The 14,029-nt window shown below is 63.6% G+C and carries 11 protein-coding genes; 5 read left to right on the forward strand and 6 right to left on the reverse strand.

The annotated features are described in order from the left end of the window. Positions 1-11: 11 nt before the first annotated feature. Entirely contained in the window at positions 12-1,754 is a 1,743-nt protein-coding gene (locus tag U5A65_RS03740) for a Na/Pi cotransporter family protein (RefSeq protein ID WP_321945513.1), read from the reverse strand. Between the two features lie 39 nt (positions 1,755-1,793). After that, positions 1,794-4,574 (reverse strand): HAD-IC family P-type ATPase, encoded by a 2,781-nt coding sequence (locus U5A65_RS03745; protein ID WP_321934643.1) that lies wholly within the window; start codon positions 4,572-4,574, stop codon positions 1,794-1,796. A 150-nt stretch (positions 4,575-4,724) separates the two neighbouring features. Here U5A65_RS03745 and U5A65_RS03750 point away from each other — a divergent pair, with 150 nt between their 5' ends. From U5A65_RS03750 to U5A65_RS03760, 3 genes are all read left to right on the forward strand, one after another. Further along, positions 4,725-5,633 (forward strand): LysR substrate-binding domain-containing protein, encoded by a 909-nt coding sequence (locus U5A65_RS03750; RefSeq protein WP_321908125.1) that lies wholly within the window; start codon positions 4,725-4,727, stop codon positions 5,631-5,633. Positions 5,634-5,791: 158 nt separating this feature from the next. Next, positions 5,792-7,099, forward strand: a complete 1,308-nt coding sequence (locus U5A65_RS03755) for an MFS transporter (protein ID WP_321908124.1) — start codon at positions 5,792-5,794, stop codon at positions 7,097-7,099. Between the two features lie 24 nt (positions 7,100-7,123). Further along, positions 7,124-8,362 (forward strand): amidohydrolase family protein, encoded by a 1,239-nt coding sequence (locus U5A65_RS03760; protein ID WP_321945514.1) that lies wholly within the window; start codon positions 7,124-7,126, stop codon positions 8,360-8,362. A 17-nt stretch (positions 8,363-8,379) separates the two neighbouring features. Here U5A65_RS03760 and U5A65_RS03765 read toward each other — a convergent pair whose 3' ends face one another. Next, on the reverse strand, positions 8,380-9,204 hold the full coding sequence (locus U5A65_RS03765; RefSeq protein ID WP_321945515.1) for an alpha/beta hydrolase: 825 nt from the start codon (positions 9,202-9,204) through the stop codon (positions 8,380-8,382). Positions 9,205-9,296: 92 nt separating this feature from the next. Between U5A65_RS03765 and U5A65_RS03770 the strand changes: the two genes are divergently transcribed. Both U5A65_RS03770 and U5A65_RS03775 read left to right on the forward strand, forming a co-directional pair. Further along, the gene (locus U5A65_RS03770) at positions 9,297-10,082 is read left to right on the forward strand and encodes a helix-turn-helix transcriptional regulator (protein ID WP_321945882.1); all 786 of its coding nucleotides are present in this window, start codon (positions 9,297-9,299) and stop codon (positions 10,080-10,082) included. A 567-nt stretch (positions 10,083-10,649) separates the two neighbouring features. After that, a complete protein-coding gene (locus U5A65_RS03775) occupies positions 10,650-11,816 on the forward strand; it encodes a porin (protein ID WP_321908120.1) in 1,167 nt (388 codons plus the stop codon). Positions 11,817-11,927: 111 nt separating this feature from the next. Here U5A65_RS03775 and U5A65_RS03780 read toward each other — a convergent pair whose 3' ends face one another. The 3 genes from U5A65_RS03780 to U5A65_RS03790 all read right to left on the reverse strand — a co-directional run bounded on the left by U5A65_RS03780 (position 11,928) and on the right by U5A65_RS03790 (position 13,859). Continuing rightward, on the reverse strand, positions 11,928-12,608 hold the full coding sequence (locus U5A65_RS03780) for an O-methyltransferase (RefSeq protein ID WP_321945516.1): 681 nt from the start codon (positions 12,606-12,608) through the stop codon (positions 11,928-11,930). A gap of 95 nt (positions 12,609-12,703) precedes the next feature. After that, on the reverse strand, positions 12,704-13,111 hold the full coding sequence (locus U5A65_RS03785; protein WP_321945517.1) for a VOC family protein: 408 nt from the start codon (positions 13,109-13,111) through the stop codon (positions 12,704-12,706). Between the two features lie 181 nt (positions 13,112-13,292). Then, a complete protein-coding gene (locus tag U5A65_RS03790) occupies positions 13,293-13,859 on the reverse strand; it encodes an XRE family transcriptional regulator (RefSeq protein WP_321908116.1) in 567 nt (188 codons plus the stop codon). Positions 13,860-14,029 lie beyond the last annotated feature (170 nt).

The raw sequence follows: 14,029 nt of genomic DNA on the forward strand, positions 1-14,029 counted from the left end.
GCGCGCGGGCATTACACCTGGGCTTCGGCCTCAGCTTCGGCCACGGCCTCGGTGCCTTGAGGTTCCAGCACTTTCACGTCGTGCAGCCACCGCGTGGCCTTGGCGATGGCGCGCGAGAGCCGCGCCACTTCGTTGAGCTGCTCGATCACGTCGTTGGCGAAGCGGAAAATGAACGCCGCGCCCTCGTTGCGCAACTGCAGCGCGGACAGGATGCGTTGCCGCGCCGAGTCGGACAGCGCTTCGATTTCCGGCTTGGCGTTGACGATGCGCGTCACGACGTCGGCCTCGGGGTGCGCGATCATCTGCACGGCCAGCGTGAAATGCTCGATCACGGACCGGCCGAATTGCAGCAATTCGGCGTTGCTCGCCAACACGCTCACGTCTGCGCTTTGCGCGGCACGCCTTTGGCTCAGCGCGAGCATGCTCGTCGTGGCCACTTCGCGGATAGCGTCGAGGCACGTCGCAATGCGCGCGAGGTCGACCAGTTGCCGCCCTTCGTCGTCGCTATGCACGGCGTCGGAGAGCTTGCCGATATAGGTAAGAATGGCGGTGGCTAGCGAGTCCGCCGCCTTGTCCTCGTTTGCCACCGTGGAAAGCGCCTGCGAGGAACTCTCGGCCAGGAGCTTGGCGCTTTGCTCGACCAGAAGCTGCACGAGCTTGCCGAGCGAAGCCAGTTCCAGTTGCACGCGGGCAATGGCGAGCGCCGGCATTTCGACCAGCGTTTCGTCGAGGTAGCGCGGCACGCCTGGGTCCTGCCAGGCTTCGCGTCGCACCGGGGCCAGGCGTTCGGCGAGCTTCGCAATCGGCCCGGTGAACCAGATCAGCACGAAGGTGCTGAACACGCTGAACACCGTGTGCGCATTGGCGGCCTGACGCGGTGTTTCCGCCGCGAGACGCGCAGTGCCGCTCAAGTCGGGCGCGGAAGGCGAGATCATGCGTATGAAGTCGGCGAACTGTGGAATCGCAAAGGCGAAGAACAGCACGCCAAGCACGTTGAAAAGCAGGTGAACGATACCGACCTGCGCCGCTTCCGCCGACTTGCCGATCGAGGCGAGCAGTGCCGTCCCGCAGGTCCCCACGTTGGCGCCGAGTATCAGCGCAATGCCCGATTCGAGCGGAATCAGCCCCTGGCTGCCGAGCGCGATGACGATGGCGAGCGTGGCTGCCGAGCTTTGCACGATGGCCGTGAACACCGCGCCGATCACAATGCCGACGAGCGGATTGCGCATGTCCTGCATCGCGTCGATGAACGGCTGGTAGTCGCGCAAGGGCCGCGTGGCGTTGCCCATCATCTCGATGCCGAGGAACAGCAGGCCGAGGCCGAGCAGCGCGCCGCCCAGTTCGCGCAGCGTGTCGCGCTTCGCAAAACCGTAGAGCAGGAAGCCGCCGGCGAGCATGAACGGCACGAGTGCGGAGATATTGAACGCGATGATCTGCGCGGTGAGCGTCGAGCCGATGTTGGCGCCCATGATCATCGGAATGGACTGCCGCAGCGTCATGAGCCGCGCGGAAACGAAGCCCACCAGCAGCACCGTGGTGATGGTCGACGAATTGAGCAGCGCCGTGATGCCCGCGCCCGCTAGCACGCCGCGAAAGCGGTTGGCGGTAAGCGAACCCAGCAGCGATTGCAGGCGCGCGCCGGCAAGCGTCTTGAGCGCCCCCGTCATGAGGTCCAGCCCGAAGAGGAACAGGGCGAGGCCGCCGACGAGCAGACCAATCACCTCGACCAGATTCAGATTCGCACCAGGCAGCATGGCTATGGGCCCTCGCTCTCGAGTCGGGACGAAACGATTCTACGCGTCATGGTACTGCCTTGTGGCCGCGGCGCGCGATGGCGGGCTCACGGACCGCTTGAGCGCCGGTATCGAGCGAATGACGAGCTTCTCGAGCTCCACCACGAGGAAGAACAGGATCGCGCCCGCCACGAGCCAAAGCCAGGCCGCGAGCGGCAGCGACTCGGTTTCGAAGATGGCGTGAAAGGGCAGCGTATAGGTGAAGAGGATCTGCAGCACCACGACCGCGCCAATGCCGTACCAGAGATACGCGTTGCCCATGTGCGCGCGCACCGATAGCGCCGAATTGATCAGCGAGCGGCTGTTGAGCAGATAGAAGACCTGTCCCATCGTGATGGCGTTGACGGCGGCCGTGCGCGCCATGAAGTCCGATGCGCCCTGCGACTTCATCCAGAAGAATGCCGCGAGCGTATAGAGCACGAGCGCGGCGCCGACGAAGAGAATGCGCCACACGCCGAATGGTGTGACGATAGGCCGGTCGATCGAACGCGGCGGGCGCTGCATCACGTCGTCCTCGTGCGGCTCGAAGGAAATGACGAGGCCGAGCGCAACGGAGGTGACCATGTTCACCCACAGCACCTGCGGCGCAGTGATCGGCAGCGTGAAGCCGAACAGGATCGCGATGGCAATCACCGCGCCCTGGGCGATATTCGTCGGCAGCATGAAGAGCATGGCCTTTTCGATGTTGTTGTAGACCGTGCGCCCTTCCTTCACCGCCGCGGAGATCGAGGCGAAATTGTCGTCGGCGAGGATCATGCCCGCCGCTTCCTTCGTCACTTCCGTGCCCTTGATGCCCATTGCCACGCCGATATCGGCCTTCTTGAGCGCAGGCGCGTCGTTCACGCCGTCGCCCGTCATGGCGACCACCTGGCGGTTGGCCTGGATCGCCTTCACGAGCCGCAGCTTGTGCTCGGGACTCGCGCGCGCGAACACGTCCACGTCGCGCACGCATTCCTGCAGCGCGGCGTCGTTCATCGCCTCGATCTCGGTGCCGGCCACGGCCGTCTTGCCGTCGCCGATGCCGAGCATGCCCGCTATTGCCGCCGCCGTGACCTTGTGGTCGCCCGTGATCATCGTCACGCGAATACCGCCGCCGTGGCATTCGCGCACGGCGTCGATTGCTTCTTTGCGCGGCGGGTCCATGAGGCCCACGAGGCCGAGCAGCACGAGCGTCTTCGGCAGGTCCTGCGGGCCGAGGTTGCCAACCTGGAGGCCGGGATCTGGCAGCCACGCCAACGCCAGTACGCGCTCGCCTTGCGAGGCGAGACGTTCGCCTTCGCGTGCGAAGCGCTCGCGGTCGAGCGGCGCGGGGCCGCTAGCCGTTTGCTGGCGGTCGCAGTTCTCGATGATCACTTCCGGCGCGCCCTTCACGAGCAGCATCTCGCCTTGCGCCGACCGGTTCAGCGTGGCCATGAACTTGTGCTCGGACTCGAAGGGAATGCCGTCGATGCGGGGTGCGGCGGCGGCTTCCGCGCCGCGGTCCATGCCGAGCTTGCCGGCGAACGGATAGAGCGCGCCCTCGGTCGGGTCGCCTTCCACCTTCCATTTGCCGTCCTCCTCGAAGAGTCCGGCGTCGTTGCACAGGATCGATACGCGGCCCATGAGCGTGAGGACTTCCGGCGGCGCGGCGTCGAGCGCCTTGCCGCCCGCGCGGACTTCGCCTTCGGGGGCATAGCCGTCGCCGGTCACTTCATAGGGCGCGTCCGCCGTCACGACCGACGTCACCATCATTTCCATGAGGGTGAGCGTGCCGGTTTTATCCGAGCAGATGCGCGAGACGGAGCCGAGCGTTTCCACGGCGGGCAGGCGGCGGATGATGGCGTTGCGCTTCGCCATGCGCTGCACGCCGATGGCGAGCGTGATGGTGATGAGCGCTGGCAGGCCCTCGGGGATCACCGACACCGCAATGCCCACCACCGCCTGGAACAACTGGATGAAGGTCATGTGGCCGAGCCAGTGGCCCCACGCGAAGAGCAGCACACTGAGAATGCCGATGGCGATCGTAATGACGTATCCAAACTTCTTGATCTGGCGAAGGAGCGGCGTTTCGAGCGCGCTGACCTCGGCGAGCATCTGGTTGATGCGGCCAAGCTCCGTCTGGCTGCCCGTTGCGACGACGATGCCGGTTGCGCGGCCCGAAAGGACCATCGTGCCGGAAAACGCCATGTTTTCGCGGTCGCCCACGGTGGCTTGCGCCGGCACCGCGCCGGTGTTCTTCTCCGCAGGCACCGACTCGCCTGTGAGCGCCGCCTCTTCCGTGCGCAGGTTTCTCGCTTCGACGAGCCGGATGTCCGCGGGGATCTTGTCGCCCGACTCCAGCAACACGATGTCGCCGGGCACGACCTCGTCGGCGGGGATCAGGCGCACCTCGCCCGCGCGCAGCACGCGCGCTTCGGCGGAAAGCATGTTGCGAATCGAGTCGAGCGCTTTCTCGGCGCGCCCTTCCTGCAGGAAGCCGAGCAACGAGTTGAGGATCACCACCGCGAAGATGATCGAGGCGTCGAGCCACAGGCTCAACATCAGCTTGATGAAGCCGGCCGCGAGCAGCACGTAGATGAGCACATTGTTGAACTGTGCCAGGAAGCGCACGAGGGGGCCGCTTTTCTTCCCCTGGGGCAGCACGTTCGGCCCATAGGTACCGAGGCGCTGGGCGGCCTCCGCCCCATCGAGCCCTTGCGACGGCTTCACCTTGAGCTGGCGCTCGATCTCGTCGGCAGGCATGGCGTGCCACTGCGCCGCGCCTGCGCTTGCGCCTGTTGCCGCTTTCTCCCCAGAACTCATCTTCGCCCTCCGGTTGCACAGAGATTCAACGCAATAGTAAGTTTTTTTCGCGGCAGGCACGCGCAACCTGGTGCGCGCAACATCCGTTGGAGCGAGCCGCGGCGGGATGTATGGCAACATCTCCTTGCCACGACCCGCCCGAGTCATTCCATGCGCATCACGCCACTGCCTCCGCTGCCCTGCCTCGTCGCGTTCGAAGCCGCCGTGCGGCACGCCAGCTTCACGCGCGCGGCCGCCGAACTGCACCTTACGCAAAGCGCAATCAGCCGCCAGATCCAGCAGCTCGAAGATTTTCTTGGCCGCTCGCTGTTCGTGCGCGAGCACCGTTCGCTGCGGCTCACGATAGCGGGTGAACAATATGCGGCGCAGGTGCAGCGGCTTCTCACGCAATGCGCCGAAGCCACCTTCGACGTGATGAAGCACTATGGCGACCTCGAACTAACCATTGCCTGCTCGTCGGGCGTGGCGGTGCTATGGCTCACGCCGCGCCTGCCGGCATTTCGCAAGGCGTATCCCAACATCAAGCTGCGCCTGATCGTGCGCGACGGGCTCGCCTCGATGTCGCCCGCGGAGTTCGACGTTGGCGTGTATTACGTGCGCCAGCAGGCGCCCGCGCATTTCACCGCGCGCCGCCTCTTTAACGAAGAAGTGTTTCCCGTGTGCTCGCCGGGCTATCTCGCGGGCCGCTTGCTTGCGCCCGCCGACCTCGCGAACGAAACGCTGCTGCTGCTCGAAGACGGCCAGCGCCAATGGATGTCGTGGCCCGAATGGTTCGACCTGAATGGCGTGACGATGCCGAAAACACCACAGGGCCTCACGATCAACCACTATCCGCAGCTTGTGCAGCTGGCCATACTCGGCCAGGGCGTGGCGCTAGGCTGGCGCTACATGATCGACGCCTGTATTGACGACGGTTTGCTCGTGCGTGTGGGCGAGAGTTCGGCGAGCCACGGCGGCGGCTATTACGTGATCTCGCCCAACGACCGCGCGCAGAACCAGGCGGCGCGTTTGTTCACACGTTGGCTCTTCGAGCAGGCGGAGGCGCAGACGGCGGTGTAAGCAGCGTTCAGGGGCCATGCATGCGCCCAGCGCATGCATGCATGCGTATCTTTCGTTTCAGAAATTAATCGTGCTGTCATTAGCATGGGGAGCATGTTGGGGCTCCGGGCGCGTGGCAGTTGGCGCGCAGCTACGATTAATCTGATCAGGAAGACACCATGCAAGGAACGCTTTCACCTCGCGTCGCGCATGACGCCGTCGCGACAACCGCGCAGCAGCGCCGCCGCGCGATCATCGCGACGGTACTGGGCAACGGCCTCGAGTGGTTCGACTTCACGGTGTACAGCTTCTTCGCTGTCATCATCGCGAAGCTGTTCTTTCCAACCGGCAACGAGCTGACCTCCGTCCTGCTCACGGTGGCGACCTTCGGCGTGGGCTTTTTCATGCGGCCCGTAGGCGGCATCGTGCTCGGCATCTATGCCGACAAGGTGGGCCGCAAAGCCGCGCTCTCGCTCACCATCTTGCTGATGGCGTTCGGCACCGCGCTCATCGGGCTCGCGCCCACCTACGAGCAAGCCGGTATCGCCGCGCCGCTGCTGATCGTGCTTGCGCGCCTGCTGCAGGGTTTCTCCGCAGGCGGCGAGATGGGCGGCGCCACGGCGTTCCTTACCGAGTACGCGCCGCCGGGCAAGCGTGCCTACTATTCGAGCTGGATTCAGTCGAGCATCGGCTTTGCCGTGCTGCTGGGCGCGGCCACGGGCACCTTCGTGACCTCGTCGCTCGACGCGCAGTCGCTGCATAGCTGGGGCTGGCGCCTGCCGTTCCTGATCGGCATTCTCGTGGGGCCGGTCGGCTATTACATCCGCAGCCATATCGACGAAACGCCCGCGTTCAGCGCCGTGGAAGCGCAGGCAAAAGACAATTCGCCGCTCAAGGAAGTGTTCGAGCGCTACCCGCGCGAGACGTTCGCGAGCTTTTCCATGGTCATTCTCTGGACGGTCTGCACCTACGTGCTGCTGTTCTACATGCCGACCTATTCGGTGCGCACGCTGCACTTGCCGCAGTCGACGGGCTTTTCCGCGGGCATGGTAGGCGGCCTGATGATCATGTGCGGCGCGCCCATTGTGGGCAAGCTGGCGGATGCGTGGGGCCGGCGCGTGTTCCTGAGCGGCGCCGCGTTCCTGATTCTCGTGCTCGCATGGCCCATGTTCACGTGGATCAACCACGCGCCCGGCTTCGCTTCGCTCATCGTGTTTCAGGCCGTGTTCGGCGTGCTGATCGCCGCCTACACCGGGCCGATCCTCGCGGCCTTCTCCGAGTTGTTCCCGACCAAGGTGCTCTCGACCGGCCTTTCGGTGGCCTACAACTTCGCGGTCACGATCTTCGGCGGCTTCGCGCCGTTCCTGATCACGTGGCTCATCGCCCGCACGGGCAGCAACATGGCGCCCGCGCTCTATGTGATCGTTGCGGCCGCCATCAGCCTGGTTGGCACCTTCTTCGTGAAGGACATGCGGCGCGCGAACTGAACGACTCTATAAGGAATCCAGACAATGGCCATTACGGTTCTCAAAGGCGGCAACGTACTCGATCTCGAACGCGGCGTGCTGCTCGAACACCATCACGTCGTGATCGAAGACGAGCGCATCGTGGAAGTGACCGATCGCCCCATCGATCTGCCGAATGCAAACGTGGTCAACGTGCGCGGCAAGACCGTCATGCCGGGCTTTATCGACTGTCACGTGCACGTGCTCGCCTCGAACGCGAATCTCGGCGCGAACGCCATGCAGCCCAATATTCTCGCGGCCATCCGCTCGCTGCCGATTCTCGACGCCATGCTCTCGCGCGGCTTCACTAGCGTGCGCGACGCGGGCGGCGCCGACTGGAGCTTGAGGCAGGCCGTGGAAACGGGCCTCGTGCCCGGGCCGCGCATCTTCCCCTCGGGCAAGGCGCTCTCGCAAACGGGCGGTCACGGCGATTTCCGCCCGCGAGGCGACCTGCTCGAACCGTGCTCGTGCTGCTTTCGCACGGGCGCGATTGCGCGCGTGGTGGATGGCGTGGATGCCGTGCGCCTCGCCGTGCGCGAGGAGATCCAGAAGGGCGCCACGCAGATCAAGATCATGGCGTCGGGCGGTGTGGCTTCGCCTACGGACCCCATCAACAATACCCAGTACTCCGAAGATGAAATTCGCGCCATCGTGGCGGAGGCGCAAGCGGCGAACACCTATGTGATGGCGCATGCGTACACGGGTCGCGCAATTGCGCGCGCGGTGCGCTGCGGCGTGCGCACGATCGAGCACGGCAATCTCGTGGACGAAGCGGCCGCGCAGGTGATGCGCGAGTTCGGTGCTTTCGTGGTGCCGACGCTCGTGACCTACGACGCACTGGCCACACACGGCGCGCAGTTCGGACTGCCGCCGGATTCGGTGGCGAAGGTGGCTTCCGTGCAGCAGAAGGGGCGCGAATCGCTGGAAATCTATGCAAAGGCCGGCGTGCAGATGGGCTTCGGCTCCGACCTGCTCGGCGAGATGCACGCGTTCCAGACCGGCGAATTCCGCATCCGCGCGGAAGTGCTCGGTAATCTGGAGGCGTTGCGTTCGGCTACGAGCGTGGCTGCGGAGATCGTGAACATGAAGGGCGAACTGGGCGTGATCGCGGCGGGCGCCATTGCCGATGTGGTGGTGCTCGACGGGAATCCGCTCGACGACATTGGCGTCGTGGCCGGTGAGGGCGAGCGGATCGAGTATGTGCTGCAGCGGGGGAAGATTGTGAAGGCGCGAGTGGAGGGCTGATCGCCCTCGGGCATGAATCAATTTTCCGCGCAAGCGGGGCGATCCGGAGGAGCATCGGCGCCGTTTTGGGACGGACTCGCGGCCACGGCCGTTTCGATAAGGAAGGATTCGATGGCCGCGGCAAGCGCGAGGGGTGTTTCATTCATCGGATAGTGGCCGGCGTTCCTCAGTATCTCAACCGTGGCCCGGGGATAGCGGAGGAGGTAGGTTTTGGCCATCAATGCGGCGTTGAAGGTGGGATCGTGCTCGCCCACCAGCACCTTCACCGGATGCCTGCCGGTGATCGCGTCGCTGAAGTCGGTATCGGCCCACGCACGGAAGTACGCGGCGAACGCATGCGGGCAGGAATGCGTTGCCGACCAGGCGGCTTTCCAGTCGACCCAGGACGAGGGTAACCGTCCGCCGGTGCTGCGATCGATGATGGTTCTGCGATTGTCGATGGACCCGGCGGCGTCTTCGAGCAGGCGCCGCGTTGCCGCATCGTATGCAATGCCGCCGCATGGAACCGGCGCGACTGCAACCAGTGCCCTGACCCGCTCGGGAGCACGTGTCGCAATCCGTTCGATCGCCATGCCGCCCATTGAATGACCCATCAGGCTGAAGGTGTGAAAGCCGAGCGCATCGGCAAGCACCAGCGCATCGGAGGCGATCTCATCGACCGTGTAGTCTCCGCGCGCTTCCCGCATTTTTCCGTAGCCGCGATAGTCCATGAATACGTAACTGAAGGCGTGGCCAGACAGCCAGGGTTCAATCTGCTCGAACGAATGAGCGTCACCGAACCAGCCGTGCAGAACGAGGACGGGGTGAGGGCCATGTCCCACGCGATGAAACGTATTGGGCATATCGACTCCGAAATGAATGGGATGGGCAGATCGTAAGTCGGATGACCGAGGCCCGCCTTCTAAAACGGGTCAATCACTGTAGAATTCGGGCCATGCGAAATACCTTGGTCGATCCCTTCGAAGACATTCCTCGCAGCGTGGTCGTGACCGCGAACGAATACGCGGCCGGCTCATCATTTCCCGTGCATGCGCATCGACGCGGTCAGTTCGCGTTTGCCTCTCGCGGCACGATCAGCGTGGCGACTCCGGAAGGCCGGTGGCTCGTGCCGCCGCAGCGAGCGTGCTGGGTGCCCGCCGGTGTAGCGCACGAAATGACGATGCGCGGGCCCGTCACCATGCTCAACGCTTTCGTGTCGCTGGAAGAAGCGCGCGATGCGCAACTGCCGGCCCATTGTTACGTCTACGGCGTTTCGGCCCTTCTCAAACAATTGCTCGAAGAGGCCATCGATTTGCCGGCCATGTACGACGTTGGTGGGCGTGCAGGCAAGCTGATGAGCCTGCTCGTGGCGGAGATAGCGTCAATGCCGCGACTCTCACTCCATGCGCCGTTGCCGAGTGATCCTCGTCTCGTTCGCGCGTGCCGGATGCTGCTTGACGCGCCATCGATCGCCGTCGGGCTGGACATGATGGCCGCCGAAGTCGGAATGAGCCGGCGAACGCTTACGCGGCTTTTTCGTGTAGAGACCGGCGTGAGTTTTGCGGAGTGGCGCCAGCAGGTCTGCCTGCTTTCTGCCATCGAGCGTTTGAGTGGAGGGGAGCCCGTGACTCGGGTTGCATTGGACCTTGGGTACGCGAGTCCTGGCGCGTTCTCATTCGCCTTTCGTCGCGTGCTGGGGGAAGCGCCGAGCCAATATCTGGAGACGCGACGAGCGGCGTGAAGGCGCAGCCGCTCGTTTTACGGCGTGCGAGCGCGGCATGCCCCTTCACTGCCCATTTTGCGACCTTCCAGATGACTGGATCGTCGACCGCAACGGCGCATAAATCGCGGTGCGAAATACCTAATCTGCGCCACCCGGGTATACGTTGATCATCTCCAGCCGCCACATGGTCACGGTCGTGGCCGTCGCCCGTTTCGTCAAGCGTCATCCATAGCGTTCAGTGCTGCTGAAAGCGGTCGCGGCGATTGCCATGACTGCAGTTGCCGCACGCCGCCACCTGGCGCGGCACCCAACTCAGACCGGCTCGCGCGGCACCCGCGCATGCACCATTTAAGTGAATGCGACCCCAATTGTATCAAATCTCGTAATAATTGAAGGGGGCAATCCGGCGTCGATAATGTGGCGCAATCCGTCGATCGCCCGCTCCACAAGACATTGCGCCTACTGTTACGTTTTCGCGACAGTCATTTTTTTTCGTTTCTTGAGTTGCAGGGCGGTACCGTATTCTCCGGCGCGCAACAAAAAAGTACATCAATCCAAAAGAGACTACTGGTTACTGAATTACAGATGAAGAACACCAACATCAAGGCAAGCGTTATCGCGGTTGCCGCTTTCGCAGCATCCTCGGCAGCAATGGCACAGTCGTCGGTCACCCTGTACGGCATGCTCGACGCCGGTATCGGCTACACCTCCAACGTCGGCGGCCACTCGAAGGTCAGCCTCGACGGCGGCGCCTCAGGTTCGAACAAGTGGGGCATGCAGGGTCAGGAAGACCTCGGCGGCGGCTTCAAGGCAGTCTTCAAGCTCGAAAATGGCTTCAACATTGCCACCGGTGGCATTGGCGGCCAGGGCCCGATTGGCTCCTCGCGTTCGCTGTTCAACCGCCAGGCGTTCGTAGGCCTCACTTCGGACCAGTACGGTACCGTGCGTTTGGGTCGCCAGATCGACGCCGTGACGGAAATGGTTCAAGGCCTCACGGGCGACGCCATTTCGGCGTCGACGTTCTCGACCCCGGGCGACGTGGACAACAACGACAACACGACGAACCAGAACAACGCGGTGAAGTACATCTCGCCGGTTTTCCACGGCTTCCAGGCTGAAGGCGCGTACTCGTTCGGCGGCGTTGCCGGTGCTATGGGCTCGGGTCAGTCGTGGTCGGTGGCTGCGGACTACGATCAGGGTGGTCTGACGGTCGCTGGCGGCTACTTCCACGCCGCAAACCAGGGTGAGGCCGGCTGGCAGAACGCAACGGCACAACCGTCCTTCGGTGGTGCGCTGGGCTATCCGAGCTCGGGTTACTACGGCGGCAATGCGTTCAAGAGCGCGGGCATCGCTCAGATCGCCGGTCAATACCAGTTTGGTCCGTACACGGCCGGCCTGCGTTACTCGAACGCGCAGTACCAGGGCAACGACGGCCAACAGTCGATTCACTTCAACGTGCTGGGCGGCCTTCTGCAGTACCAGGCAACCCCGGCGCTGTCGCTGGCTGCGGGATACACGTACGTCTACGGTTCGCAAGCCACGCCTGCGCAAGCCGCTGAGGGCCGCACCATGGCTTCGATCAACCAGGTCTCGCTGGGTGCGACGTACGCGCTGTCGAAGCTCACGTCGGTCTACGCAATGGGTGCCTACGTTCATGCTCAGGGCGCTCAGGCTTCGGCTGCTGACTTCGGCAACACCGCATCGGGCGGCAACCAGGTTCAAGCCAACATTGGCATGTACCATCGGTTCTAATCGCAGGTTCGGAAGCGCGGGGTAGCAGACACGTTACCCAGTTAAAGAAGCGCTCCGCTTGTGAATCGCACCCCAAAAGTTGGACATTGATCCAACCTTTGGGGTGTTTTTTCACGAGGGTTTGCCAACACCCACCCGCATCGAAACCTCCACATCCCCGCCGAACGGAATCGAGAGATACCCATTCCCCGGTGCACGCACGCGCGCGAGATAGTCGGGGCTCTCATCGGCATTGTCCGCGACGACGAACGCGCCCTGCGCAAGGCGCGACTCAACGAGGCTCAGCACGTCGCCGTAAAGCGCCTTCGCGCCATCGAGCAGCAGAAGCTCGATCGAATCGGGCAGGTCCACACTCAGCGTCTGCAAGGCATCGCCTTCGCGAATTTCCACGAGATCGAATAGTGCGCCGCTCATGAGGTTTTCGCGGGCTCGCGCGATCTTGGACGGCTCGAATTCACACGTAATCAACCGGCCGCCGCCGTTGTCCCGCAGCGCCGCCGCGAGCTGCAGCGTGGAAATGCCAAACGACGTACCGAATTCGACGATGGTCCGCGCACGACCGCCGCGCGCCAGCATGTAGAGCAGCATGCCCGTTTCTCGCGAAACGGGAAGGGCAATGTCCTTCAGGCGGCCGTAGAAGTCGAGATAGTCCGTCTTGCTGTGCATCAGCCGTGTGCGTTCCTCGGGTGCGAGTGCGGCCACTGCGGAAATGGACGCCGGGGAAATGGCATCGGCTTCGTCGAACAGGCGATCCAGCAACGGCGCGAGTTGAGGCGAGGTCAATGTGTTCATGGAATTCTCCTTTCGCTAATGCAGAAACGGCGCGTAACTGCATAGCATGACTAAACATTAAAAAACGGCTTGATCGAGATTGGCAATCACACCAGTCAGTTGTCAAACGTGCCGCGATATTCGGGAGCGGCGTCCGCTCGAGTGTTCATTTCGAACATCACGCCGCCCGGCGCGCGGCAGAAAAAGCGTGACCCGCGGCCATTGTTGAAGATGCCGGTTTCCATGTGGACGCCCTCCGCCGCGAAGCGCTCATACAGGTCGCGCACGGCGTCGAGGCTCGGCAGCTCGAAGCCCACGTGGAAGTTCTCGGGCCACGCCGGCGCGTCGCCGCTTGCGTGGTCGATCACAACGTCGTAGCCGGGGCGCTTGAGGATAAACGACTGGTCCCACGCTCCCGCTATCGTGAATCCCAGGTGGCGTTCGAAGAAGGCCGCCGTTGCGGCGGTGTCGGAGGAGGGGAAGCTCAGGTGATTGAGCTTCATGGCTTGAATCACGTCATTCATCGTCGGTCTCTCATGGTGTGGCGGCGGCCCTGTGCCGTTACCGCCTGAGGACTTCAGAATATAAGCAAATGCTCACATTCGGCTACTCGCATTGGGTGCGCACGCGCCATGCGCGCAAAACCCCTGCGCCATAGCCGATTCAACGATGAAAGACAGCGGCCGCGCCAACGCGTGCTCGCATTCAGCGGCGCACGAGCGCCACGACGTAGACGCACGGGCCCTTGCCCGGATTGAAGAACGCGCAGGCGGCAGGCGGCCCGAGCTGGAGGCAGTCGCCGGCTTCGAGCGTATGAACCTGCTCGCCTTCCTCGAATACCAGCGTGCCGCTGCGCACCCAGATCTGCTGATGCTGGAACGCAAACGCCGACGCTGGATACGCAACACGAACCCCGCCCGGCAACGCGATTTCCACGAGTTCGAGCATGCCGCCGTTGCGCGGCGAGACGGCGCGGCGCGTATAGCCGGTTTCGGGGTCTTGCCAGAGCTGCTGATCGGCGGCGCGGCTCAAGCGCTCGCCAGTTTGCTCGGCGAGCGCGAGGAGCATGGAAAGCTGCAGGCCAAAGGCGCCCGAAAGCCGGCCGAGCACCGTCGCCGTGGGACTTGCTTCGCCGCGCTCGATCTTGCTGATCATGGCCTTGGAAACACCCGAGCGCTCGGCCATGTCCGCGAGCGACCAGCCGCGCGATTCGCGCTCGATACGCACGCGCGTGGAAATGGCGGAGGTGGGATCGGTGAGCGGTCGGTTCATACCTGGAAGGTTGGCGTTGGGGCGCGAGCGAGTCGATTATACGGGGCCAGTCGCGGCGCGCTGTTTAGCAGATCGAACGGCATCCGAGTTAACCCGGATCAAATCCCGGTTTCATTAGTATCCGTTCGTCTACTATAGTAGATGGCATCGAGTGCGCCGAAAAGGAGCCG

This window comes from Paraburkholderia sp. J10-1 (assembly GCF_905220165.1).
In the GTDB taxonomy this organism is placed as follows: domain Bacteria; phylum Pseudomonadota; class Gammaproteobacteria; order Burkholderiales; family Burkholderiaceae; genus Paraburkholderia.